The sequence below is a fragment of the Salinimicrobium aquimaris genome (genome assembly GCF_035607535.1).
Lineage (GTDB): Bacteria > Bacteroidota > Bacteroidia > Flavobacteriales > Flavobacteriaceae > Salinimicrobium.
In genome coordinates, this window is the sequence record NZ_JAYDZX010000002.1 from 461,385 (window position 1) to 485,693 (window position 24,309).

Below are 24,309 nucleotides of genomic sequence, written 5' to 3' on the forward strand. Positions count from 1 at the left end.
GAGTTTTAATAAGAATTACAAAAACGCCGGGCCTGTCCCGGCGTTTTTCATTTTATAAACTATCTTAGTGTTAAAATACACACTATGACTTTTCTGTTAAGAATTCTCCTCACCGCCGTTGTGGTGGTTTTTTTGGCTAATTTTCTTCCGGGAGTAACAGTTACAGGTTACTGGACGGCCATCGTGGTAGCTTTAGTGCTGGCTCTTCTCAATCTCATCATCAAACCAATTTTGGTCTTGTTGACCTTGCCCGTGACTATTCTCACTTTAGGTCTTTTTCTCATTGTGATCAATGCTATAATCATTCTGCTGGTAGATGCCTTTGTAGGCGGTTTTGAAGTAAGTGGCTTCTGGATTGCAGTGCTCTTTAGTTTACTTTTATCCATTTTCCAATCTTTGCTATATTCTCTTGCCGAAAGAAAATAAGGTTGCTGAATTTCAGGTTTTTGAAACTTTGCTCGCTCTCAAAAAAGTTGTACTTTTGCAGACCAATTTTTATAAGCGCTTATAATGAATATAACGAGAGAGAACATTGACGATCTTAATGCCGTACTTAAGGTAGATATAGCAAAAGAAGACTACAGCGGTAAAGTAGAAAAGGTCCTTAAAGATTACCGTAAAAATGCAAATATCCCTGGCTTCCGTAAAGGACATGTGCCAATGGGAATGGTGAAGAAACAATACGGAAAAGCTGTTTTGGTCGATGAGGTGAACAAGCTGCTTCAGGATGCATTGAATAAATATCTTACCGAGGAAAAACTGGATGTTCTTGGAAATCCGCTACCAAAAGAGCAGGAGAATTTTGATTGGAATGCAGAGAACTACACTTTCGAATTTGAACTTGGACTTTCTCCGCAGTTTGAGGTTAGCCTTGAAAACAAAGAACCTATCACGCACTACAAGATCGTTGCCGGTGAGGAAATGATCGATAACCAAATAAAGACCGTTCAGAAGCAATATGGAAAATTAATTTCCAAAGAAGCTGCCGAAGAAGGGGATCAACTTTCGGGTACATTTAAGAATGAAGCTGAAGGCATAGATTCAAAGACGACATTACCTCTTGAAAAGGTGAAGAATAAGGAGCCTTTCCTTGGTACCAAGGCAGGAGATGTGGTTAAGGTGAATACGAAAGACCTGTTTGAGGATGATCACCAATTGATGGACTTTCTAAAGGTGGAGCATGATAAGGCGCACGGTCTTGAGGTGGAAGTGGAATTTCATGTAGAGGAAGTAAATACTCAGGAACTGGCAGATCTTGACCAGGAATTATTTGATAAGCTCTTCGGAAAAGGGGAAGTTACTTCTGTGACCGAACTTAAAGAGAAGATCAAAGAAGATGCTGCCAAACAATTTGAGCAACAGAGTGACCAGCAACTGCTGAACGATGTAACTGAAATGTTGATCGAGAACACCTCTTTTGACCTTCCAAAGGAATTTCTTCAGAAGTGGATACAGACTGCAGGAGAAAAAGAACTTACTCCTGAAGAAGCACAGGAAGAATACGAAAAGAGCGAAAAAGGTTTAAGATTTCAGCTAATTGAAGGAAAGCTTATCGCAGAGCATAACCTGCAGGTGCAGTTTGAAGATCTAAAAGCTTTTGCTAAGGAGAGGATCAAAGAACAAATGGCTCAATTTGGACAGATGAATCCTGAAGAAAAAGAGCTTGATGATATCGCTGCACGTATCCTTTCACGCCAGGATGAAGTGAAGCGTCTTTCTGAACAATTGATGAATCAAAAGCTTCTTGAACTTTACAAGGAAAAAGTGAACCTTGAGGAGAAAGAAGTAACATATGAAGAATTTGTTAAAGAAGTTTATCAATAGAACTTTTGTTAATTAATACTTATATCTTTAAGGGCGTTAGACCAAATACGGGATAACGCCTTTTTTGGCAAATAATCTTTGGGGCGATCTATCTCCCCATTTTAATGCAAAACCGACACTATTTCAATGGATTACGCAAAAGAATTTGAAAAATATGCAACCCGTCACCACGGGATCAATAGTAACTATTACGACAAGATCATTAGCAGTATGTACCCTCAGGGTATGACGCCGAACATCATAGAAGAGCGGCAGATGAACATCGCTATTTTTGATGTTTTTTCCCGCTTAATGATGGATCGTATTATCTTTTTGGGCACCGGGATAAGCGACCAGGTGGCCAACATTATCCAGGCACAGTTGTTGTTTTTGGAGAGTACAGATTCGTCTAAAGACATCCAGATATATATTAATTCTCCCGGGGGAAGTGTATATGCCGGTTTAGGTATTTATGATACCATGCAGTTCATAAAGCCCGATGTGGCTACGATTTGTACAGGAATGGCAGCTTCTATGGGGGCAGTTCTTCTTTGTGCAGGTGAAAAGGGTAAGAGAAGCGGTTTACCCCACTCGCGTGTGATGATCCACCAGCCGTTAGGTGGTGCACAGGGACAGGCAAGTGATATCGAGATCACGGCCCGTGAGATCCTAATCCTTAAAAAGGAACTGTATGAGATCATAGCCAAACACACCGGTCAAACCTATGAGAAGATACACGAAGATAGTGACCGTGACTACTGGATGAAAGCTGATAAGGCTTTGGATTATGGCATGATTGATGAAATTTTAACTAGGGAATAATCTCCCTTTTTTGAAGAATGTAGGGAAGCCGTTTTCGGCGACAAGAAAAGATTTATGGCAAAAGAAGAACTAGAATGTTCCTTCTGTGGAAGGAAAAAACCAGAGACCAACCTGCTTATAGCCGGACTGGACGCACATATTTGCGACCGCTGTATTGAGCAGGCTCATGGTATTGTAATAGAAGAATCGCGACAGGATAGTACCGGAGAACTTTCATCTGAACTTAAGCTGAGAAAACCTCAGGCCATTAAGGCATTTCTGGACCAGTATGTAATTGGCCAGGAGCATACCAAGAAGGTGCTTTCAGTTGCTGTTTACAACCATTATAAAAGGTTGCTGCAGCCAACCAGTCATGACGATATTGAGATCCAGAAGAGTAATATCATAATGGTAGGGGAGACCGGTACAGGTAAGACGCTTATGGCTAAAACAATTGCCAAAATGCTCAACGTGCCACTGGCTATAGTTGATGCGACTGTTTTGACCGAAGCCGGTTATGTTGGGGAAGATGTGGAAAGCATACTTACCCGGCTCTTACAGGCAGCCGATTATAATCTTGAAAAAGCTCAGCACGGGATCGTATTTATCGATGAGATCGATAAGATCGCCCGTAAGAGTGATAATCCTTCTATTACCCGTGATGTGTCTGGAGAAGGAGTGCAACAGGCATTACTTAAACTACTGGAAGGCACTACCGTTAACGTTCCGCCAAAAGGAGGGCGTAAACACCCCGATCAAAAATTTATAGAAGTGGATACCGAGAACATCCTTTTCGTAACGGGAGGGGCTTTTGACGGGATCGAAAGGAACATTAGCAAACGTCTCAATATGCAGGCCGTTGGTTTTAGCGCTTCAAAAAGTGATGATGCGATAGAAAGAGAAAACCTGTTGAAATATATCATTCCAAAAGATCTAAAGGATTTTGGACTTATCCCTGAAATCATTGGACGTCTACCTGTGCTTACGCATATGAATCCGCTGGATAGAAAGACTTTAAGATCTATTTTGACAGAACCTAAAAATGCCATTATTAAACAGTATCAAAAGCTGTTTGAAATGGATGATATCGAGTTCACCATTACCGACGAGGCACTGGATTTCATTGTAGAAAAGGCTATTGAGTATAAACTTGGTGCCCGTGGATTGAGATCTTTATGTGAAGCTATACTTACAGATGCAATGTTTGAAATGCCTGAAGGTACTTCAACTTCACTGGTGGTGGATAAAGATTATGCGGAGCAGAAACTGGATAAATCCGGTATAAAACGACTCAAGGCAGTTTCTTAAGAAAAGGGAACAGTTTTAAAAATAATTACCTAAGCCATTCTTGACGGAATGGCTTTTTTTATTGAGGATTTTCCTGTAAAAGTTCTTTTTTGAAAATTTTAATAGAACAATTCATATATTGATGTAAATTAGAATTAATGTAAAGTTTTGTAAATCAGTGTAAAATGGAAAAATTAAATCCCTACTTAACTTTTCCCGGCAATTGCGAAGAAGCCTTCAACTTCTACAAATCAATATTTGGAGGTGAATTTTCCTTTATTGGAAGATTTCGCGACATCCCTTCAGAAGAAGGCCTGTCTATTCCCGAAGAAAGGATGAATAAGATCATGCATATTGCCCTGCCCCTGGGAGAAAAGTGTCTGCTTATGGGCAGTGATTGTGATGACGGCTGGTGCCCCGAGGTGGTGGTGGGAAACAACGTATCTCTGTCGATCAATACCGAGAGCAAGGAACAGGCCGATAAGCTGTTTGAAGGTCTATGTAATGAAGGTAAGATCACCATGCAAATAGGTGATGTCTTCTGGGGCAGCTACTACGGAATGTGCACCGATAAATATGGTGTGACCTGGATCATCAATTATGCTAAACCTGAAGGGAATACATGATATGGAAGAACTTGAAATCAAAACCACCATTCAAATCTCCCGCTCTCAAAAAGACGTTTTTGAAGGGATAATCCAAAAAGACAGGATGTCCAATTATTTCATCTCTCATGCTTCAGGAGACATGGAAGAAGGTAAGACAGTAGAGTGGACCTTTCCGGAATTTCCCGGATCCTTCCCGGTAAAAGTCCTGGAGGTAAATTCCCCCGAAAATGTCATTTTTGCATGGGAGGGAATTGAAGGATCTACAACAACGGTGGAGATTCGACTTGAAAAAGTTGATGATTCGAAAACTGTTGTAAAGATCACCGAAGGCAAACTGGGAGTAGATGAGAACGGAATCCTGTGGTATGGACGAAACACCGAAGGCTGGGCTAACTTCCTTGCCAGCTTAAAAGCTTACCTGGAATACGACATCAACCTGCGCAAAGGCGCTTTTGACTTCATGAAACCCTGAAAAGAAAAGAACTACTAAAGAACAGAGGTCCCAAAAATGGCATTTTTGGGACCTCATTACTTTTGTAAAAACTGAGGTCCAGGATTTGTAGACCAATGACAGCTGAAGCAGCCGATTCTTAATCTCCTCAAAATCCCTTTTGAATTTATTGTACTGTTCCTCTTAGTCGCTCATATCCTACAAGCAAACTCCGGAAATACTTTTTGTGCCAGCAATAGGAATACAAAAAAACCCGCTTCAAATTTGAAGCGGGTTCTATAGGATTGAGTGAGTCTAACTTCTCACTTCTAAAATCAAACTTTCCGGTTTACATCATTCCCGGCATACCTCCGCCCATTCCCTGAGGCATTCCGCCACCGGCGTTCTCTTCCTTGATATCAACCAAAGAACACTCGGTAGTAAGGATCATTCCTGCAACAGAAGCAGCGTTTTCAAGAGCTACACGGGTAACTTTCTTAGGATCGATAATACCGGCTTTCATCATGTCAACAAAAGTGTCGGTTTTAGCGTCGTATCCGTAGTTGTCTTTTCCTTCAAGAACCTTATTGATTACCACAGAGCCTTCGCCACCTGCGTTCTCAACAATAGTTCTAAGTGGAGCTTCAATAGCGCGGCTTACGATTTGAATTCCTGTACCTTCGTCAGCATTTTCAGGCTTCAGGCTGCCAAGAACTGCTTTTGCACGAACAAGAGCAACACCACCACCGGCAACAATTCCTTCCTCAACAGCCGCACGGGTTGCGTGAAGTGCATCGTCAACACGGTCTTTCTTCTCTTTCATCTCAACTTCAGATGCAGCACCTACATAAAGTACAGCAACTCCACCGGCCAGTTTAGCCAAACGCTCCTGTAGCTTTTCTTTATCATAGTCTGATGTTGTAGTTTCCATCTGAGCCTTGATCTGGTTCACACGGTCTTTGATAGCCTGCTGGTCGCCGGCACCATTAACTACAGTTGTATTGTCTTTATCGATAGCTACTTTTTCAGCAGTACCAAGCATGTCAAGAGTTGCGTTCTCAAGAGTGAAACCTCTTTCTTCAGAGATCACAGTACCACCTGTAAGGATGGCGATATCCTCAAGCATTGCTTTTCTTCTGTCTCCAAATCCTGGTGCTTTAACAGCAGCGATCTTCAGGGATCCTCTAAGTTTGTTCACTACAAGAGTAGCAAGAGCTTCCCCGTCGACATCTTCAGCAATGATCAATAGAGGCTTTCCGCTTTGAGCAACAGGCTCAAGAACAGGAAGCAGATCTTTCATGGCAGAGATCTTCTTGTCGTAAATAAGGATATATGGATCCTCAAGATCTGCGGTCATTTTCTCACTATTAGTTACGAAATAGGGAGAAAGATATCCGCGGTCAAACTGCATTCCTTCTACAACATCAACGTGAGTCTCAGTTCCTTTAGCTTCTTCAACAGTGATCACACCTTCTTTTCCAACTTTTCCAAAAGCCTGGGCGATAAGTTCTCCAATCTGGTCATCGTTGTTGGCAGAGATAGAAGCTACCTGCTTTATTTTTTCTGAAGAATCTCCAACCTGCTGGGTTTGTTCTTTAAGGTTTGCAGTCAAAGCCTCAACAGCCTTGTCAATTCCTCTTTTAAGATCCATTGGGTTTGCACCTGCAGCCACGTTCTTCAAGCCTTCTTTTACGATTGCCTGTGCAAGAACGGTAGCAGTAGTAGTACCGTCACCGGCGAGATCATTGGTTTTGGAAGCAACTTCCTTCACCATTTGAGCTCCCATATTCTCAAGAGCATCTTCAAGTTCGATCTCCTTTGCTACGGTAACTCCATCTTTGGTCACCACAGGAGCACCAAAAGATTTGCTAATGATCACGTTACGACCTTTAGGTCCTAAAGTAACTTTTACTGCATTTGCTAAAGCATCAACGCCACGCTTAATACCGTCGCGGGCTTCAATGTCAAATTTTATTTCTTTTGCCATTTTAATTTAAATTTTTACTCCCTTAAAAGGGAATGAGTTAGTTGTTTTCTTTAATACAATGAGGTAAAAAAACCGCCGGAAAGAAGTTTGGCGGCACGACCACAGTAATTATACTATAGCAAGAATATCATCCTCTCTCATCATAAGGTAATCCTTACCTTCCAGTTTGAGTTCGGTACCTGAGTATTTTCCATAAAGAACGGTGTCTCCAACCTTGACAGTCATGTCGTGGTCTTTCTTACCGCCACCTACGGCTACTACTTTCCCTTTTTGCGGTTTTTCTTTTGCTGTTTCGGGGATGTAAATACCTGATGCAGTTTGTGTCTCGGCTGCTACAGGCTCAACAAGTACTCTGTCTGAAAGAGGTTTAATGTTTAGTGCCATTTTACAAATGTATTTTAGTTAATTAATTTTTTATTCTTGATTGCCTTAATGACGAAAATTGTGCCAGTTGAAAAATGCTGACAAAAGCCAAAAAAAAATGCCAGCTTGTCATAAGCTGGCATTTTCTCTCTGTATAAATATTGTCTAGTTCTGCTCTGCAGGACTCTCAACCGGAGCTTCAATTGGGGCAGGAATATTAGTTTCCACCTCGGCTTCTCCATTCATGATTTTTGATTCTCCTACTCCGTTTCCATCCATAATGGTCACGTTTGAAAGTAGAATAAGTACCAGTAGAAGCGTAGCCAGGGTCCAGGTACTTTTATCTAAAAAGTCAGACGTTTTTTGAACTCCACCAATTTGGTTCGCACCACCACCAAAAGCAGACGATAATCCACCTCCTTTAGGGTTTTGAACCATAATTACTACTACCAGCAAAAACGCTACTATAATTATAAGTGCTAAAAAGATTGTAAACGTGCTCATTATGCTTAACTGTTATTTTCCTGTAATTTTTCGATCGCCCGAATTTGGTCTGCAAAGAAACCACTTTTTTCGGGATTTTTCAAAATTAAAATTTTATATGCCTGGATGGCTTTTTTATAGTTTTTCTGCTCCAGGTAAACCCTTGCTAAAGTCTCTGTCATAAGGGCTTCCGGGGCTGCTAGACTCTCCTCGGCAAGGTTAATTTTTTTTACATTTTTTGAGGGGGTGATCCGCGGATTTTTACTTATAAAATCTTCAATGAGTTCAAACTTTCGGCTCTTAGCCTCCTGTTCTTCTGAAGATAATCCTTCCCGGTTAATAGGTTTTGCCGAAGCCAGTTTTAACCATTCTGAAAATGAATGATTTTCATTGCGGTCAAAGGAAAGTGGTTTTCCCATTTCCAGCATTTCTTCTTCGGCTGAAGATCTTCTTTCTCCTTCTCTCTTTTTGAAAAGCTCTGGGTCAAAGACCTGTTCAGATTCCTGCCGCTTCATCTTTAAAGCCTCATCCAGGGAAAGGTTTTGATCTTTCCCGGATGTTGAAGTCCTGCGGATCTCCAGATCTTTTTGTTGCTGCTCCTGTTTCTTTATGGAATCCGCGATCTGGTTCTGGTTGAATTCCCTGGAGGTGATAAAGTCGAAGAGTACTCCGCGGTCTGCGGTATGAGCAGCCGTTACCTTGAGTTCTTTATTGTAATGAAGGCTATTGATGTTCTTGAGTCCCTTGAGCCTTACTGCACGGGCAGCCTGGAAGTATGGATACTGTTTTAAAACCTCGTGCAGCGCCTTTGTCTGCTCAAAGCTAATTGCAGCGGGTTGTTTTAGCACAGATATTACTTCCTCCTGTTTCATTACCAGTTCGCAAGGGTTGCGTTAAAGATATCCTGAGTGATTCGGGTGAATATTTCTTCCAGGGCAGTAGCCAATACTGCTCCCTGAAGTTGGGCGTTGGCAGGATAGTCATAATAAAAACTGAATCTCCTGTCTAAAATGTCCTTTTCGGGATCCAGTGTATTATAGAAGCGCAGGTTTACTACAATAGTTAACCGGTTTTGCGCAGCCGTACTCTGGGCAGTTGCACTCATAGGGGATACATAATAATCCACTATTTCGCCTTCGTAGACCAGGTCGCCATTTTCATTGGTAAGGTTCAGGTTTGTCTGACTTTGAATAAGATCCTGAAGCTGAAGTGTAAAGGTACGGTCGATCCCGGGCTCTACAATTGGGGCTGCATTTTGAAAATAATTCACTTGAAAAGTTTGTGCATTCCCCACATCGGCTCCAGAAAATGAATAGATGCCACAGGAGGTAAGACTCAGGAGGAGCAAAGAAACCAGTAGCAGTTGAATTTTTTTCATAAAACTAATAGGTGTCAAAAATGACATTTTAGAGGTCGTATTGTTTGATCTTTCTATACAGGGTGCGCTCGCTGATACCCAGTTCATCGGCAGCGGCCTTTCTCTTTCCGTTGTGGCGTTCCAATGACTTTTTGATAAGCTCCAATTCCTTATCCTGTAAAGAAAGTGTTTCTTCTTCCTCAATTTCTTCAGCAAAATAATATTTATCCTGCTTATCGGGAGCATTTTGCTGCGGAATTTGTAGAACTTCAAGTTGCTCATCGGTGATTTCCTCGGGAATGACCTCCTCTTCGTCGTTACCGTATATTTTCTGAATGAGCCCTTCATTGTCTTCTTTTACTTTTTGATGGCTGTCATTCTCCATGAGCTCCATGGTGAGCTTCTTAAGATCATTCAGATCGCTTTTCATGTCAAAAAGCACCTTGTAAAGGATCTCGCGCTCATTACTAAAGTCACTTTCCTTTTTCTTTTCCTCGATCACTGCCGGTAGATTGCTGGAGTAACCGGGCAAATATTCTTTTAGTTTTAGAGCATCAATGCTCCTTTCCTGTTCCAGGACAGAGATTTGTTCAGCGATATTTCGCAACTGCCTTACGTTTCCGTTCCAGCGGTATTTCTGAAGCAAGTCTACTGCGTCATCTTCCAAACGAACGGTGGGCATTTTGTACTTCTGTGCGAAGTCGGCCGCAAATTTCCGGAAGAGCAGGTGGATATCATCCTTTCTCTCGCGGAGTGGCGGCAAGTAGATCTCAACCGTACTTAGCCTGTAGTAAAGATCTTCCCTGAATTTCTCTTTTTTAATGGCGTCTGCCATGTTGAGGTTCGTAGCTGCGACAATACGTACATTGGTTTTTTGCACTTTTGAAGAACCAACTTTTATGAACTCTCCGTTCTCCAGGACACGTAGCAGTCTCACCTGGGTGGTCAAAGGCAATTCTCCTACTTCGTCAAGGAAAATAGTACCGCCATCGGCCACTTCGAAATATCCGTTTCGGGTTTGGGTGGCGCCGGTAAAAGCACCTTTCTCGTGCCCGAACAATTCACTGTCAATAGTGCCTTCGGGGATAGCGCCGCAATTTACTGCAATGTATTTTCCGTGTTTACGATGGGAGAGGGCGTGAATGATCTTAGGAATGCTTTCCTTACCAACGCCGCTTTCTCCGGTCACCAGTACAGAAATATCTGTAGGAGCAACCTGCATGGCCTTTTCAACTGCCCTATTCAATTTTTGGTCATTCCCCAGAATGCCAAATCGCTGTTTTATCGCCTGAATGCTTTCCATCCTTTAATTCAAGGTTCAAAATTTAAAATTCAGAATTCCTTTTTCACTGCCACTGAACACTGAACACTGAACGCTGATCACTGAACACTGATCACTGATTTTCGCTGTATCCAACAGCTTCTCCTATTAAAGTAGCGCTGGTGCAGTCGTTGATCTTTACCATTACAAAATCTCCAACTTTATAATTTTCTTTAGGAAAAACTGCAACAGTATTCTGAGTTGTTCTTCCACTCCAGTGAGCATCAGATTTTTTGGACTCTTTTTCTATAAGTACTTCAACCGTTTTTCCAACGAACTGCTTTGTTCTGTAGTGGCTGTGCTGTTGTTGCAGGTTCACAATTTCGGTCAATCTTCTTTTCTTTACCTCTTCAGGTACATCGTCTTCCATTTTTCTGGCAGCCATTGTGCCGGGTCTTTCAGAATATGCGAACATGAATCCAAAGTCGTATTTCACATATTCCATCAGGGAAAGGGTGTCCTGGTGATCTTCCTCGGTCTCGGTAGGGAAACCGGTGATCATGTCCTGAGAAATAGCACAGTCGGGCATTAATCTTCGAATGTTGTCGATCAATTCAAAATATTCTTCCCGGGTGTGCAGGCGGTTCATTTCCTTCAGGATCCTGTTGCTTCCGCTTTGAACAGGCAGGTGAATATACTTACAGATGTTCGGGTATTTTGCCATTGCCTCGATCACATCCAAAGTCATATCCTGCGGATTCGAAGTAGAGAACCTGATTCTCATTTTTGGATGTGCTTCGGCTACCATACGAAGGAGTCCGGCGAAATTTGTTGCGGTTGCTTTTTGAATTTCAGAAGCATTTTTGAAATCCTTTTTAAGTCCGCCGCCATACCACAGGTAGCTGTCAACATTCTGCCCTAGAAGTGTGATCTCTTTAAAGCCTTTTGCTGCAAGATCATTTACTTCTTCCATAATGCTTTGTGGGTCACGGCTACGCTCCCTTCCGCGGGTAAAAGGCACCACGCAAAAAGTACACATGTTGTCACATCCACGGGTTATAGAAACAAAGGCTGAGACTCCATTGCTCTGCAAACGCACGGGAGAAATGTCGCCGTAAGTTTCCTCTTTAGAAAGAATAACGTTTACCGCGTTTCGTCCTTCTTCGACTTCATGGATAAGGTTTGGCAGATCTTTATAGGCATCGGGTCCTACCACAAGGTCCACGATCTTCTCTTCCTCAAGGAATTTAGCTTTTAGACGTTCGGCCATACAACCAAGTACGCCCACCTTCATTCCCGGATTTATCTTTTTTACCGCATTGTACTTTTCCAGCCTTTTACGAACTGTTTGTTCTGCTTTATCTCTAATAGAGCAGGTATTAATCAGGACAAGGTCTGCTTCCTCAAGGCTTTGGGTGGTGTCAAAACCTTCTTTAGCAAGAATGGAAGCTACGATCTCACTGTCGCTAAAATTCATCTGGCAGCCGTAGCTCTCTATCATCAGCTTCTTGCCATTTCCGGCTTTAGGCTCCATTACCAGTGCATTCCCCTGCTGTTTTTCGTCAATTATCTTCTCCATAACTCGAATTCTACCCTTTGGTATTTGAACGTGCAAAGATACGTTTTTAGTTGAGATGTGACAAAGTGACAGGAATAAATAATGCTATTTTGGAGAGGTATTAAAAAAGGCATTTTTGAAAATAAAAAAGCGATATTTAAAAATTCCTATACTTTTGCAAAACAAAAAAAGATACTATGGCAAAGAATTTAGTGATCGTGGAGTCCCCTGCTAAGGCAAAGACCATCGAAAAATTTCTGGGCAAAGATTTTACCGTTGCTTCGAGTTTTGGTCATATTGCCGATCTACCTACAAAAGAACTTGGGGTGGATACCGAGGGGGATTTTACTCCTAAATATATAGTATCTAAAGATAAGCGGGAGGTAGTCAAAAAACTTAAAGGCCTGGCCAAGAATGCCGAAATGGTTTGGCTGGCCAGTGATGAGGACCGGGAGGGAGAAGCAATTGCATGGCACCTGGCCGAAGAGCTGGACCTCGATAAGGACAAGACGAAGAGGATCGTTTTTCACGAGATCACGAAATCAGCTATCCTTAAAGCTATTGAGAATCCGCGTGGAATCAACTACAATCTGGTAAATGCACAGCAGGCGCGCCGGGTTTTGGACAGGTTGGTAGGATACGAACTCTCTCCGGTGCTATGGAGAAAAGTAAAAGGCGGACTTTCAGCCGGACGGGTGCAGTCGGTTTCTGTGAGATTGATAGTGGAGCGGGAGCGGGAAATCCAGAATTTCAAGCCTGAAGCTTCATATAGAATAGATGCTGAATTTACTACGGAAGAAGGAAAGGTCTTTAAGGCAAAACTTCCGAAGAACTTTGATACAAAAGCTGAAGCTGAACAGTTCCTTTCAAACAACCTGGGAGCGAATTACAAAGTAGCCGACCTTTCAACAAAACCGGCAAAGAAATCTCCGGCGCCACCATTTACAACATCAACACTTCAGCAGGAAGCAGCTCGAAAATTGTATTTTTCAGTAAGTAAGACCATGACCATGGCCCAGCGTCTCTATGAGGCCGGGCATATTACTTATATGAGGACCGATAGTGTGAACCTTTCTGATGACGCAAGAAAGGGTGCCAAAAAAGAGATTTTGGAAGCCTATGGTGAAAAGTATAGTAAGACCCGCCAATTTAAAGGTAAGAGCAAAGGGGCGCAGGAAGCTCACGAAGCTATTAGGCCTACGAATTTTGCCGCACACAGTGTGCGGGCCGATCGCGATGAACAGCGGTTGTATGAATTGATCTGGAAAAGAGCTATCGCTTCTCAAATGAGTGAAGCGCAACTGGAAAGAACCAATGTGAAAATTGAGGCCGATAAGCACGACAAGCATTTTACGGCCAATGGTGAGGTTCTGAAATTTGATGGATTCCTGAAAGTCTATCTCGAAGGAAGGGATGATGAAGATGAGGAAGTGCAGGAGCAGGAAGGAATGCTGCCTGCGCTGAGGGTGAATGAGAAGCTTGAGAATAATTACATAACCGCAACAGAAAGGTTTACCAGGCCACCTTATCGCTATACTGAAGCTTCTTTGGTAAAGAAGCTAGAGGAGCTGGGAATTGGCCGTCCTTCTACATACGCGCCAACAATTTCCACTATTCAGAACAGAAATTATATCGAAAAAGGATCTGTTGAGGGGACCGAAAGAAAATATGTGCAGCTTACATTGAGCGGACAGAAGATAAAAGAGAAAGAGCTTACAGAAACTGTGGGCAGTGATAAAGGAAAACTTGTTCCCACCGACGTGGGAATGGTGGTGAACGATTTCCTGGTAAATCACTTTTCAAGTATCCTGGATTATAATTTCACTGCCAAAGTAGAGCAGGATTTCGATGATATTGCTGAAGGGAACGAGGAGTGGACCAAGATGATGAAGGATTTTTACAATGATTTTCATCCCCACGTTAAAGATGTTGCCGAAAATGCCGACAGAGAAGTAGGGGAGCGCATACTGGGAACAGATCCTGATACGGGAAAACCGGTGAGTGTGCGCTTAGGTAAATTTGGACCTATGGTACAAATGGGTTCTGTCGAAGATGAGGAAAAACCAAAATTTGCCAGCCTGTCGCCAGATCAGAGTTTGGATTCAGTCACTTTTGAAGAGGCTATGGAGCTGTTCAAGCTTCCGAAGGAACTTGGAGAATACAAAGGAGAAAAAGTTGAAGTGAACAACGGGCGTTTTGGTCCCTATGTTCGCTTCGGAAAGAAATTCGTTTCCCTGGAAAAAGGGGAGGATCCTATTGAAGTAACCATGGAGCGGGCGCTGGAGCTGATAAAGGAAAAGGAAAAAGCCGATGCTCCAATCTATGAATATAAAGGACTTCCGGTACAAAAAGGAGTAGGTCGTTTTGGACCTTTCCTTAAGTGGAATGACATGTTCATCAATGTCAATAAAAAGTATGACTTCGACAATCTTTCCGCAGAAGATATTGAAGAGCTCATCGAAGATAAGATCAAAAAAGAGCGGGAAAAGGTGATCCATCATTGGAAAGATGAAGGTATTAAAGTAGAGAAGGCTAGATGGGGTCGCTCCAATATTATTAAAGGAAAGACCAAGGTGGAATTGCCTAAAACTGTTGACGCAGCCAAGCTTACTCTGGAGGAGGTAAAGGATATCTTAGATAAGAAAGCTCCAAAGAAAAAAGCTGCCAAAAAAACAACCGGCACTAAAAAGACTGCTGCCAGGAAGACGACCGGAAAAAAAACTGCCCCGAAAAAGAAATAACCTATGGAATTGGATTTTTTCACGCCGGTGAAGGAAGACCTTCTGGTGACTGATTCCGGCAAGCTGGGATCTTCATTGAAAATTCATCTTGAGAATAAAGCTTTTCCAGATCTGGAAGGGGTGAAAATCGCCTTTTTTGGAGTCCTTGAAGACCGGCTTAATGAGGAGAGAAATGGGGAGCCATTTGATTTTAATGGCATCCGCAGAGAATTATACAACCTTTATCCCGGGAACTGGCACCTCCAAATGGCCGATCTTGGAGATATTCAGAGAGGAGAGACTGTTGAAGATACATTTTTCGCGGTACAGTCGGCGGTAAATTCATGTCTTAAAAAAGGGATTATACCGGTTCTTTTGGGTGGCAGTGAAGATATAGTCTATGCTCAATACAGGGCCTATGATGGAGTGGAGCAGATGGTGAACCTGGTGAATATCGATTCCAGGTTTGACCTCGGTGATGCCGATAAGCCCATAAGTAACCGGTCTTATGTTGGTAGCATCGTGGTGACAAAGCCTTATAATCTTTTTAATTATTCTAACCTGGGCTATCAAACTTATTTCAATTCTCAGGATGAAATTGAGTTAATGGACAGATTGTTCTTTGATGCATACAGGCTGGGAGAGGTTACAGGAGATATTACTGTAGTAGAGCCGGTGATGAGAGATGCTAATTTGGTTGGGCTCGACCTGGGGGCGGTGAGTGGAGGTGCTTTAGGCAATTATAGAATGAGATCCCCGAATGGATTTGATGGAAGAGAGATCTGTGCTTTGGCTCGTTATGCGGGTATAAGTGATAAGGTTTCCTCATTTGGGGTCTACGAATATTCTTCTGAATTTAACTTTCCGGCATCTAATATGCTGGTGGCTCAAATTCTTTGGTATTTTGTTGAGGGCGTAAATTTTAGGAAGAATGAAAATACTATTTCCGCAAAAAAAGAGTTTATAAGATATCAGGTCCCAATTGAAGAGGAAGTGCTGGTATTTTATAAAAGCCCCGTTAGCGGTCGCTGGTGGATAGAAATTCCTTTTATTTCACCTTCGAATAATAAACTAAAAAGACACACGTTATTACCTTGCACGCAAGGAGATTATCTCGATGCCTGTAATCAAATCATCCCGGAGAGGTGGTATAAAACGAAAAGGAAAAACGAAATTTAACGATATAAACATCTGTAGCTCCGTGCATTTTGCCTAATAAAATTGTTTATTAGAAAATAAATAAATAGGTTTACTGCCTTGAAGCTATTATGTCCTAACTTTGAGAGATATTATGAGGAAACTTTTTTCGCTTATTGCTGTAATTTCTGTTTTGGCCTCTTGTGGCCGCGGTGATCAAGGGCAATTGGTAGGTGCGCAGGGAAAAAAATGGCATCCCGAGAAGCCTTTGGGAATGACATTGATCCCGGGTGGGGCATTCATCATGGGTAAGAGTGATGATGACATCGCCGGCCTAAACAATGCGCCTCCAAAAACGGTTACTGTACGCTCCTTTTACATGGACGAGACCGAAATAACCAATGCGGAGTACCGTCAATTCGTGAACTGGGTAAAAGATTCAGTTACACGAATGAAGCTTGCGATCTTTGCCGAAGAAATTGGTGAAACTCCGGGGACAGGAGGAATTGGCGAGTTTGCTTTTGCCGATACCGAAGAGGCTGATATGACTCCGTATGAGAAGTACATGTACGACAACTATTACAGCCTTGGTGGATACGAAGGCAGAAAGATCAACAAGAATGTTGATGTAATTTGGGACACCCGTGATTACCCGGATGAATACTATGCAGAGGTTATGGATACCCTGTACATTCCTATTGAAGAAGCTTATAATGGGCAGCGTTCCTTTGACGTAAATCACTTGAAATTCCGTTACACCTGGATGGATGTGAGTTCTGCTGCCAGAGATGAACCCGGAAAGCGTGCCGACTATATCAGAACCGAAGAAATAAAGATCTATCCCGATACTACTGTTTGGATCAAGGATTTTAATTACAGTTACAACGAGCCAATGCACAATGACTACTTTTGGCATGATGCATATGGCGATTATCCTGTGGTGGGAGTTTCCTGGAAACAGGCCCGTGCATTTGCACAGTGGCGAACCCTGTACCACAATGCATACAGAAAAGAAAGAGGTAAACACAATGTGAATTCCTATCGTTTGCCTACAGAGGCAGAATGGGAATACGCAGCTCGTGGAGGACTGGAATCTGCCAGCTATCCCTGGGGTGGACCTTACACCAAGAATGACAGAGGCTGCTTTATGGCAAACTTTAAGCCTCTGAGAGGAGATTATGCGGCCGATCAGGCTTTATATACCGTTGAAGCAAAATCATACGAACCCAACGACTACGGCCTGTACAATATGGCAGGAAATGTTGCTGAATGGGTTTTCTCTTCCTACGATCCTGCTTCATATGAGTATTCATCATCTATGAACCCGTCTGTTAATGATGAGGAGAACATGAAAAAAGTTGTTCGCGGTGGTTCATGGAAAGATGTTGCATACTTCCTTCAGGTAAGTTCCCGAGATTACGAATACGCAGATTCTGCCCGAAGCTATATTGGCTTTAGAACTGTGCAGGATTATTTGGGTACCGATCTTACCCTGAACCAGGCAAGATAAAAATTCCCTATTTTCACACAATAACCTATTAAAAAAGAGAACTAAATTTTTATTTATTATGGCACAATCAAAGTCAAGTAAGAAGTTAATGAACATGGTGTATGGTTTGGGTGCATCTGTAGTTATCCTTGGAGCACTATTTAAGATCATGCACTGGCCTTACGGTAACCTTATGCTAATCATAGGTCTAATTGTAGAAGCAATTGTATTTGCTGTTTCTGCATTCGAGCCTGTAGACGATGAAGTCGACTGGTCTCTGGTATATCCTGAACTTGCCGGGGGTGAGGCAACTGCCCGTAACAACAACCAGGCACTTGTGACCGATCAGGAGACTGAGGGGATGCTTTCCCGAAAACTTGACGATATACTTCGTGAGGCTAAGATCGATGCCAGTCTTATGAGCAGCCTTGGAGAAAGTATTAGAAATTTTGAAGGTGCCGCAAAACATATTACTCCTACTGTAGATGCTATGGCTTCTCAAAAGAAGTATAGCGAAGAGATGAGCCTTGCTGCAAACCAACTTGAGTCTTTGAACAGTATCTATAAAGTACAGGTGGAATCTGCTTCACGCCAGGCCGAAGTGAATGACGCAGTTGCTGAAAATGCCCACAGATTGAACGAGCAAATGGAATCATTGGCTTCAAATCTTTCTTCTTTGAACAATGTCTATGGAGGAATGCTATCTGCGATGCACGTGAAGGCGTAATTAATTATTTTAAGAACAAACTAAAAATAGAGAATGGCGTCTGGAAAACAATCACCAAGACAGAAGATGATCAACCTGATGTATCTGGTTTTCATCGCAATGATGGCTCTAAACATGTCAAAAGAAGTACTTACTGCTTTTGGGATGATCAACGAAAGTTTAGCCGAATCAAATGCCTCTGTTACTGAAAGAAATATCGCTGCTATGGCAGGGTTGGCGACAAAAGCTGAGGAACAACCGGTTAAATATGTGCCACTAAAAGAAAAAGCTGAACAAATTCACACCCTTACTACCAATTTTACTACCTATATAGATAACCTTAAAGAAAAAGCTCTTGAGGATATAGAAGGAGAAGAGCGGCAGGATTATGAAGCTATGGATCAATCTGCGAAACTTGATGAATATCTTTTTTCAAGTGGGCAGCCAAGCGAGGCAGGGAAAGAATTTCTTGCTGAAATTGAAAAATACAGGGAAGGAGTTGCCGGAATTTTAGATGAAGGTTTCTCCCAGATCGCTGCTGAAGTTCGAAGAGAATTTAGCACCGAACCTATAGTTGACGGTGAAGGTGTGAAGAGACCATGGTTGTCTTATAACTTTGAAGGTTTCCCCCTAATTGCATCTATTACAAAATTGACCCAGATGCAGGGAGATGCTAAGTCTGCAGAGAATGATGCGCTTTCAGCAATGCTTTCGGGTCAACTTCAAAGCGATGTTTCCTTAACTAATTATGAGGCTATTGTAATTCCAGATAAGACTGCTTTCTTCAGTGGAGAGCAATTCTCCGGAAAAGTGGTATTAGGAAGGGTTGATCCATCCCTTCGTTTTGAGAACGTTGTCATCAATGGTAATGAAGTTGAATCTACACAAGCGGGACAGGTACAACTTAAGTTTCCTGCAGGAAATGTTGGCGAGCAGAAAATCACAGGTCAACTTCAGTTTAAAGAAGGAGATTCTATTGTAACTATTCCTGTTACCAGTTCCTATAGTGTAATTCCAAAGCCGAATTCTGCTGTAATTTCAGCCGACAAAATGAACGTGGTATATCGTGGGGTTGCTAACCCTATGACCATCTCAATACCTGGAGTTGGTAATGTTTCGGCAAATGCACCGGGTCTTAGATCTGCGGGTGGCGCCGGTAATTACATCATGGATGTAACTACATTACAGGCTCGTGAAGTGACCATTAACGTTAGTGGTGAGCTTCCCGGAGGAGAGAGAGTAAGTGACAGCAAAACATTTAGAGTACGTGATATTCCAAGACCTGTTGGAACTGTAAGAGGTGAATCTGGAACTGTGAGAATGCAGCGTCAAAACCTTGAAATTTCAACAATCGGTGCTGCTTTGCCCGACTTTGAATTTGATGTTGATCTAAGGGTGACAGGATTTAAATTCCGTGTTCCCGGGCAACCTACAATTCAGGTGAGAGGTCAAAAGCTTGACCAGAGTGCTATTGGGGCTCTTAGAAGAGCAGGAAGAGGAGAGACTATCCAGATCTTTGATGTGGAGGCTCAACTTGCAGGTAACTCTGGTTACAAGTTAAAGCAGGTATCTCCGGTGCTGGTTGAATTAACAAATTAAAATATTGAACATGAACTGGAACCAATTTTTGTTAGGATTATGTGGATTGTTCGTTTCGGTGACGTCTTTTGGTCAAAGTAATTTATTAAATGCCAAGAGTCCCGATGAGATAGGTGCGCCAACCAGAGCCGAGCTTGCCTATGGAAAGAATGATCCTTTGGAATATGGATATGTGGATGACAGGGATGTACTGTGGGCAAAGACCACCTGGGAGATCATTGATCTCGATGAAAGGGTGAACTTCCCTTTGTACTACCCAATAGATACTAATCAAATTGGTAGTTCAAGACGGTCTCTATATGACGTTCTGGTTGCCGGTATAAAAAGTGGAAAGATCAAGAACATCTATGCCGATTCTTACTTCAATGACAAACGTACGTTAAAGGATATTCAGGCTGCCCTGTCAAAAGTTGATACTACAGATCTTGGTATCGAGCAGTACAACGCAGGGGAGGAGATCGATCCTCAGTACATTAGCCGCAGGGACATCTCTTCTGCCGATATTGCTGAGTACCATATTCGCGGATACTGGTACTTTGATAAGCGCCAGGCCGAGTTAAAGTACAGACTTTTAGGAATTGCTCCTGTAGCACCCGATGTTAACTTTATTGATGAAGGTGGGGCTTCGGCTTTAGTTGAACTGTTCTGGGTATGGTTCCCGGGGGCTCGGGAAGTGCTTAATGAAGCTTATGCCTTTAATCCTGAAAATACGTCAAATCCTGTTTCCTTTGATCACTTGCTCAACGCAAGAAGGTTCAATGCTGTGATCTATGCAGAAGACAACGTGCAGGGTGACAGGCAGGTGGACGACTATATTAGCAATAATGCTTTTATGCAGTTACTGGAATCTGAGCGTATAAAGGAACAGATCAGGAATTTTGAACAGGATATGTGGAATTACTAGTAACATCCTCATTATTATTTAAACGCCTTTCTTTACCGGAAGGCGTTTTTTTTATGCATAATTTTGCAGCATGAAAGACTTTATAATCGTTGGGGCAGGCCTTAGCGGGGCCTGTCTTGCCTACCGACTTGAAAAAGCGGGTAAATCCTTTGTCGTTTTTGATGATGAGAGCCAGGAAGCTTCCAAAGTAGCAGGAGGGTTTATGAATCCTGTCATTCTTAAGCGATTCACTCTGGCGTGGAAAGCCGATGAGCAACTCCATAAAGCTTATGAGTTTTACCGGGACATGGAACACCACCTTAAAAAGACCTTTTTGAGCCCGTTACAGGTCTTTAGGAGATTTTCTTCTATCGAGGAACAAAACAACTGGTTTGCTGCTGCCGATAAGCCGCGGCTTGCACCTTTTTTGGACACCACCCTTGTTCCGGTGGTGAATAAGAATATCCCCGGAAAATTTTCCTTCGGAAAAGTCCTGGGTACCTCCCGGATTGATCCCCGTTACCTGTTGGAATCCTATTCTGAACATCTGGAGGCGAGAGGATGGATAAGAAAGGAAACCTTTGAGCACGATAAACTGGAACTGACTTCCGAAGGAGTTAAATACAAAGATTTACCTGCCAAAAAGGTCATATTTTGTGAAGGTTTTGGATTGCTGAAAAATCCGTTTTTCAATTATCTTCCGTTGAGAGGGAACAAAGGAGAGTACATAATCATAAAAGCTCCGGGCCTTGATCTGGAAGTTGGCGTAAAGTCCTCCATTTTCATTTTCCCGGCGGGAGGAGATCACTATGCGGTAGGTGCTACCTACAGCAATACAGATAAGACGCCACATCCCACGAGGGCAGCACGTGAAGAACTGGTAGAGAAGCTTAGAGATCTTATTAAAATAGATTTTGAAGTTATTGATCAGGTAGCCGGGCTGCGACCTTCAACTATTGACCGAAGACCTTTGGTGGGGCAGCATCCGGAATATGAGAATCTCTACACCTGTAATGGATTTGGAAGTCGTGGCATCTTGATTGCCCCCACAATATCCGAGGAGCTTTTGCAAAACATCGAAGAAGGAAAACCTTTGGACCCGGAAACCGATATTTCCAGATTCACCAAAAAGTGGTTTAAACAGGCTTAACTTTTTGTCTTTTTCGGATCATAGGAAAAAAAGAAGTTGATCCAGATATTTCTGCTCCAACGTACAATGACCGGTAAAAAAATTACCAGGACGGTAACTATTGCAATGAAAGTACCAAGCAGAGAGAGATCAAACACCCAATAGGAGAGCACAAAGGCTGCTGTTGCAAATGCAATCCCCACAGCATAGCTTACATACATTGCTCCAAAGAAGAAGGAGGGTTCCATCTTATACTTGGTTCCGCAGTTAGAGCAGCGCTCATGCATATCGAATAGCCGGGAAATTTTGTATGGATTGTGCTCTTTATACATGCTCTCTTCGTGGCACACGGGACAGGTTCCCGTGAAGATGCTATACAATTTACTGTTTTTCAAGAATTCCATGAGATCCAATAATACTTTCAAATTTAAACATCTTTTAAAAGCTGAAGTAAAAAGCCATCAATTTAATTAAGGTGATTGGAGCTTAAATCCTTTTAAATTAATCTGCTGCATTGGAAAGCATTTTTTTTTACCCCGGAAAAATGAGCATCTTTGCAAAAATTTTGAGAGAGCATGTTGAATATTCACAATTTGTCGGTCTCCTTTGGAGGAGAGTATTTGTTTGAAGAGATCACCTTTAGGCTTGGTGCCGGTGATAGAGTGGGATTGATTGGAAAGAACGGAGCCGGGAAATCTACTATGCTTAAAATCCTGTCCGGGGAAATGGAGCCGGATACCGGGCAGATCGCTTCAGATAAAGATCTTAAGATAGGCTTTCTTAAACAGGACATAGATTTCGTTGAAGGTCGTACCGTACTGGAGGAATCCTATCAGGCTTTCGAGGAGATCAAAGATCTTGAAAAACGCCTTGAAGAAATCAATTACCAATTAGCAGAGCGAACCGACTATGAGAGTGAAGCATATCATCAATTAATGGTTGATCTTAATGATGTTCAGCATCAATATGAGATCCATGGAGGATACAACTATCAGGGAGAGACCGAGCGGATCCTTCAGGGGCTTGGTTTTAAGAGGGAGGATTTCAACAAACTCACAGATACTTTTTCGGGGGGATGGAGAATGAGGATCGAACTCGCCAAACTTTTACTTCAGCAAAATGATATTCTACTTCTCGATGAGCCCACCAACCACCTGGATATAGAATCGATCATTTGGTTGGAAGGCTTCCTGAACAATTATCCCGGTGCCGTGGTCATCGTATCTCACGATAAGATGTTCCTTGATAACGTGACCAACAGGACCATAGAAATCTCCCTTGGGAGGATCTATGATTTTAATAAACCTTATTCAAAATATCTGGTTCTTCGGAAGGAACTAAGGGAGCAGCAGTTGGCATCCCAAAAAAATCAGGAGAAACAAATTCAGCAGACAGAAAAACTAATAGAGAAATTCAGGGCTAAGGCTTCAAAGGCAAGTATGGCCCAATCGCTTATCAAGAAGCTGGATAAGATCGACCGGATCGAAGTGGATGAAGATGATAATTCGGTAATGAATTTGAAGTTCCCGGTATCTGTTGTTCCGGGTAAGGTCGTTATCGAAGCTCATCATATTTCGAAAAGCTACGGACACAAAAATGTACTAAAAGATATCGACCTTCTCATTGAGAGAGATTCGAAGACTGCTTTTGTGGGTCAGAATGGGCAGGGAAAATCTACTTTGGCAAAGATCATTGTTGGGGAACTGGATCATAGAGGGGAATTGAAACTGGGGCACAATGTGCAGATTGGATACTTCGCACAGAACCAGACCGAATATCTCGACGGGTCCAAGACAGTTCTTGATACCATGATCGATGCGGCAAACGAAAAGAACCGCGCAAAGGTGAGGGATATACTTGGTTCTTTTCTTTTTCGCGGGGATGAAGTGGAAAAATATGTGCGGGTACTCTCCGGGGGTGAGAGAAACAGGCTGGCGCTGGCAAAGTTGATGTTGCAACCTTTCAATGTGCTGGTGATGGATGAACCTACCAATCACCTTGATATAAAATCCAAAAATGTATTAAAGGACGCTCTTAAGAGCTTTGAAGGTACATTAATCCTGGTTTCCCATGATCGTGATTTTCTCCAGGGGCTTACCAATAAAGTCTATGAATTTAAAGATCATAGGATAAAGGAGTATCTCGGGGATATCGACTATTATCTTGAGCAGCGAAAAGTGGAAAATCTAAGGGAAGTTGAAAAACGCGATGTCGTTAATCAAGCTCCTAAGGAAAGTAATAAGGACTCTTATCAAAACCAGAAAAAGCTGAAGTCGCTTAACAACAAATTGAGCAATATTGAAGCAAAGATCACTAAACTTGAGAAGGAGATAAAGGAAAGGGACCTTGAGATCGCCAGGGACTATGAGCAGACAATGGCAAAACCTGAATATCTTGAGAAATATCAGGCTAAAAAGAAAGAGCTGGAAAAAGCTATGAAAGAGTGGGAGCAGGTGCAGTTAGAACTTGAACAGGTAAGCTAAGAAAATGTACGAGCATTTTTTTCAATGTCCCTATTGCTGGGAGGAGATCTCCATGTTGCTGGACAACACGGTAAGGCGGCAAAAATACATTGAGGATTGTGAGGTGTGTTGTAATCCTATTGAGGTTGAAGCTGTCTTTGAGCACGGAGAATTAAGCTCCTTCGAAGCGAGGAATCTTGAACAGTGAAAATTAAAACTTTCCTAAAGTAACATTTTTAGGATAGT

23 protein-coding genes are annotated in these 24,309 nt (G+C 42.4%); 15 read left to right on the forward strand and 8 right to left on the reverse strand.

Annotated features, from left to right (window positions below; all coding sequences use genetic code 11):
• Positions 1-84: 84 nt before the first annotated feature.
• The 6 genes from VR862_RS05940 to VR862_RS05965 all read left to right on the forward strand — a co-directional run bounded on the left by VR862_RS05940 (position 85) and on the right by VR862_RS05965 (position 4,971).
• Complete coding sequence (locus tag VR862_RS05940) at positions 85-426, forward strand: phage holin family protein (protein WP_324720047.1); 342 nt, start codon at positions 85-87, stop codon at positions 424-426.
• Positions 427-510: 84 nt separating this feature from the next.
• Positions 511-1,824, forward strand: a complete 1,314-nt coding sequence (gene tig, locus VR862_RS05945; RefSeq protein WP_324720048.1) for a trigger factor — start codon at positions 511-513, stop codon at positions 1,822-1,824.
• A gap of 126 nt (positions 1,825-1,950) precedes the next feature.
• Positions 1,951-2,625 (forward strand): ATP-dependent Clp endopeptidase proteolytic subunit ClpP, encoded by a 675-nt coding sequence (gene clpP / locus VR862_RS05950; protein ID WP_324720049.1) that lies wholly within the window; start codon positions 1,951-1,953, stop codon positions 2,623-2,625.
• Between the two features lie 54 nt (positions 2,626-2,679).
• Positions 2,680-3,912 carry an ATP-dependent Clp protease ATP-binding subunit ClpX gene (clpX, locus tag VR862_RS05955; protein ID WP_324720050.1) on the forward strand — a complete coding sequence of 411 codons (1,233 nt, stop codon included), beginning with the start codon at positions 2,680-2,682 and terminating at the stop codon, positions 3,910-3,912.
• A 164-nt stretch (positions 3,913-4,076) separates the two neighbouring features.
• Positions 4,077-4,517, forward strand: coding sequence for a VOC family protein (locus VR862_RS05960; protein ID WP_324720051.1), 441 nt, complete (start codon positions 4,077-4,079; stop codon positions 4,515-4,517).
• Positions 4,492-4,971: an SRPBCC domain-containing protein gene (locus tag VR862_RS05965; protein ID WP_324720052.1), complete on the forward strand. Its 480-nt coding sequence runs from the start codon at positions 4,492-4,494 to the stop codon at positions 4,969-4,971. The genes VR862_RS05960 and VR862_RS05965 overlap by 26 nt, the downstream gene beginning before the upstream one ends.
• Before the next feature lie 307 nt (positions 4,972-5,278).
• On the opposite strand, the gene groL is transcribed toward VR862_RS05965, so the two are convergent.
• From groL to miaB, 7 genes are all read right to left on the reverse strand, one after another.
• Positions 5,279-6,916, reverse strand: coding sequence for a chaperonin GroEL (gene groL, locus VR862_RS05970; RefSeq protein ID WP_324720053.1), 1,638 nt, complete (start codon positions 6,914-6,916; stop codon positions 5,279-5,281).
• Between the two features lie 108 nt (positions 6,917-7,024).
• Positions 7,025-7,300: a co-chaperone GroES gene (locus tag VR862_RS05975; RefSeq protein WP_324720054.1), complete on the reverse strand. Its 276-nt coding sequence runs from the start codon at positions 7,298-7,300 to the stop codon at positions 7,025-7,027.
• A gap of 144 nt (positions 7,301-7,444) precedes the next feature.
• Positions 7,445-7,783 (reverse strand): preprotein translocase subunit SecG, encoded by a 339-nt coding sequence (secG, locus tag VR862_RS05980; RefSeq protein WP_324720055.1) that lies wholly within the window; start codon positions 7,781-7,783, stop codon positions 7,445-7,447.
• Between the two features lie 5 nt (positions 7,784-7,788).
• Positions 7,789-8,634 (reverse strand): DUF8458 domain-containing protein, encoded by an 846-nt coding sequence (locus VR862_RS05985; RefSeq protein ID WP_324720056.1) that lies wholly within the window; start codon positions 8,632-8,634, stop codon positions 7,789-7,791.
• Complete coding sequence (gene lptE, locus VR862_RS05990; RefSeq protein WP_324720057.1) at positions 8,634-9,140, reverse strand: LPS assembly lipoprotein LptE; 507 nt, start codon at positions 9,138-9,140, stop codon at positions 8,634-8,636. Before lptE ends, VR862_RS05985 begins: the two co-directional genes overlap by 1 nt.
• 28 nt (positions 9,141-9,168) lie before the next feature.
• Positions 9,169-10,422, reverse strand: coding sequence for a sigma-54 interaction domain-containing protein (locus VR862_RS05995; protein WP_324720058.1), 1,254 nt, complete (start codon positions 10,420-10,422; stop codon positions 9,169-9,171).
• 91 nt (positions 10,423-10,513) lie between these two features.
• On the reverse strand, positions 10,514-11,959 hold the full coding sequence (gene miaB, locus VR862_RS06000; protein WP_324720059.1) for a tRNA (N6-isopentenyl adenosine(37)-C2)-methylthiotransferase MiaB: 1,446 nt from the start codon (positions 11,957-11,959) through the stop codon (positions 10,514-10,516).
• Between the two features lie 176 nt (positions 11,960-12,135).
• Here miaB and topA point away from each other — a divergent pair, with 176 nt between their 5' ends.
• The 7 genes from topA to VR862_RS06035 all read left to right on the forward strand — a co-directional run bounded on the left by topA (position 12,136) and on the right by VR862_RS06035 (position 21,622).
• Complete coding sequence (topA, locus tag VR862_RS06005; protein ID WP_324720060.1) at positions 12,136-14,679, forward strand: type I DNA topoisomerase; 2,544 nt, start codon at positions 12,136-12,138, stop codon at positions 14,677-14,679.
• A 3-nt stretch (positions 14,680-14,682) separates the two neighbouring features.
• On the forward strand, positions 14,683-15,837 hold the full coding sequence (locus VR862_RS06010; RefSeq protein ID WP_324720061.1) for a formimidoylglutamase: 1,155 nt from the start codon (positions 14,683-14,685) through the stop codon (positions 15,835-15,837).
• 112 nt (positions 15,838-15,949) lie between these two features.
• Positions 15,950-17,305 carry a T9SS ring complex lipoprotein PorK/GldK gene (gene porK / locus VR862_RS06015; protein ID WP_324720062.1) on the forward strand — a complete coding sequence of 452 codons (1,356 nt, stop codon included), beginning with the start codon at positions 15,950-15,952 and terminating at the stop codon, positions 17,303-17,305.
• A gap of 58 nt (positions 17,306-17,363) precedes the next feature.
• The gene (gene porL / locus VR862_RS06020) at positions 17,364-18,011 is read left to right on the forward strand and encodes a type IX secretion system motor protein PorL/GldL (protein ID WP_324720063.1); all 648 of its coding nucleotides are present in this window, start codon (positions 17,364-17,366) and stop codon (positions 18,009-18,011) included.
• Between the two features lie 33 nt (positions 18,012-18,044).
• Positions 18,045-19,589: a type IX secretion system motor protein PorM/GldM gene (gene porM / locus VR862_RS06025; protein WP_324720064.1), complete on the forward strand. Its 1,545-nt coding sequence runs from the start codon at positions 18,045-18,047 to the stop codon at positions 19,587-19,589.
• Positions 19,590-19,599: 10 nt separating this feature from the next.
• Positions 19,600-20,493: a type IX secretion system ring subunit PorN/GldN gene (porN, locus tag VR862_RS06030; protein WP_324720065.1), complete on the forward strand. Its 894-nt coding sequence runs from the start codon at positions 19,600-19,602 to the stop codon at positions 20,491-20,493.
• A 70-nt stretch (positions 20,494-20,563) separates the two neighbouring features.
• A complete protein-coding gene (locus tag VR862_RS06035; RefSeq protein ID WP_324720066.1) occupies positions 20,564-21,622 on the forward strand; it encodes an NAD(P)/FAD-dependent oxidoreductase in 1,059 nt (352 codons plus the stop codon).
• Here VR862_RS06035 and VR862_RS06040 read toward each other — a convergent pair.
• Entirely contained in the window at positions 21,619-22,005 is a 387-nt protein-coding gene (locus tag VR862_RS06040; RefSeq protein WP_324720103.1) for a DUF983 domain-containing protein, read from the reverse strand. The genes VR862_RS06035 and VR862_RS06040 overlap by 4 nt on opposite strands.
• Positions 22,006-22,176: 171 nt before the next feature.
• Between VR862_RS06040 and VR862_RS06045 the strand changes: the two genes are divergently transcribed.
• The gene (locus VR862_RS06045; RefSeq protein ID WP_324720067.1) at positions 22,177-24,084 is read left to right on the forward strand and encodes an ABC-F family ATP-binding cassette domain-containing protein; all 1,908 of its coding nucleotides are present in this window, start codon (positions 22,177-22,179) and stop codon (positions 24,082-24,084) included.
• 4 nt (positions 24,085-24,088) lie between these two features.
• Positions 24,089-24,271: a CPXCG motif-containing cysteine-rich protein gene (locus VR862_RS06050; protein ID WP_324720068.1), complete on the forward strand. Its 183-nt coding sequence runs from the start codon at positions 24,089-24,091 to the stop codon at positions 24,269-24,271.
• Positions 24,272-24,309 lie beyond the last annotated feature (38 nt).

Bases quoted from the DNA above. Each gene is read 5' to 3' on its own strand.
- VR862_RS05940 (WP_324720047.1), top strand. From the start codon at position 85: ATGACTTTTCTGTTAAGAATTCTCCTCACCGCCGTTGTGGTGGTTTTT.
- tig (WP_324720048.1), top strand. From the start codon at position 511: ATGAATATAACGAGAGAGAACATTGACGATCTTAATGCCGTACTTAAG.
- clpP (WP_324720049.1), top strand. From the start codon at position 1,951: ATGGATTACGCAAAAGAATTTGAAAAATATGCAACCCGTCACCACGGG.
- clpX (WP_324720050.1), top strand. From the start codon at position 2,680: ATGGCAAAAGAAGAACTAGAATGTTCCTTCTGTGGAAGGAAAAAACCA.
- VR862_RS05960 (WP_324720051.1), top strand. From the start codon at position 4,077: ATGGAAAAATTAAATCCCTACTTAACTTTTCCCGGCAATTGCGAAGAA.
- VR862_RS05965 (WP_324720052.1), top strand. From the start codon at position 4,492: ATGCTAAACCTGAAGGGAATACATGATATGGAAGAACTTGAAATCAAA.
- groL (WP_324720053.1), bottom strand. From the start codon at position 6,916: ATGGCAAAAGAAATAAAATTTGACATTGAAGCCCGCGACGGTATTAAG.
- VR862_RS05975 (WP_324720054.1), bottom strand. From the start codon at position 7,300: ATGGCACTAAACATTAAACCTCTTTCAGACAGAGTACTTGTTGAGCCT.
- secG (WP_324720055.1), bottom strand. From the start codon at position 7,783: ATGAGCACGTTTACAATCTTTTTAGCACTTATAATTATAGTAGCGTTT.
- VR862_RS05985 (WP_324720056.1), bottom strand. From the start codon at position 8,634: ATGAAACAGGAGGAAGTAATATCTGTGCTAAAACAACCCGCTGCAATT.
- lptE (WP_324720057.1), bottom strand. From the start codon at position 9,140: ATGAAAAAAATTCAACTGCTACTGGTTTCTTTGCTCCTCCTGAGTCTT.
- VR862_RS05995 (WP_324720058.1), bottom strand. From the start codon at position 10,422: ATGGAAAGCATTCAGGCGATAAAACAGCGATTTGGCATTCTGGGGAAT.
- miaB (WP_324720059.1), bottom strand. From the start codon at position 11,959: ATGGAGAAGATAATTGACGAAAAACAGCAGGGGAATGCACTGGTAATG.
- topA (WP_324720060.1), top strand. From the start codon at position 12,136: ATGGCAAAGAATTTAGTGATCGTGGAGTCCCCTGCTAAGGCAAAGACC.
- VR862_RS06010 (WP_324720061.1), top strand. From the start codon at position 14,683: ATGGAATTGGATTTTTTCACGCCGGTGAAGGAAGACCTTCTGGTGACT.
- porK (WP_324720062.1), top strand. From the start codon at position 15,950: ATGAGGAAACTTTTTTCGCTTATTGCTGTAATTTCTGTTTTGGCCTCT.
- porL (WP_324720063.1), top strand. From the start codon at position 17,364: ATGGCACAATCAAAGTCAAGTAAGAAGTTAATGAACATGGTGTATGGT.
- porM (WP_324720064.1), top strand. From the start codon at position 18,045: ATGGCGTCTGGAAAACAATCACCAAGACAGAAGATGATCAACCTGATG.
- porN (WP_324720065.1), top strand. From the start codon at position 19,600: ATGAACTGGAACCAATTTTTGTTAGGATTATGTGGATTGTTCGTTTCG.
- VR862_RS06035 (WP_324720066.1), top strand. From the start codon at position 20,564: ATGAAAGACTTTATAATCGTTGGGGCAGGCCTTAGCGGGGCCTGTCTT.
- VR862_RS06040 (WP_324720103.1), bottom strand. From the start codon at position 22,005: ATGGAATTCTTGAAAAACAGTAAATTGTATAGCATCTTCACGGGAACC.
- VR862_RS06045 (WP_324720067.1), top strand. From the start codon at position 22,177: ATGTTGAATATTCACAATTTGTCGGTCTCCTTTGGAGGAGAGTATTTG.
- VR862_RS06050 (WP_324720068.1), top strand. From the start codon at position 24,089: ATGTACGAGCATTTTTTTCAATGTCCCTATTGCTGGGAGGAGATCTCC.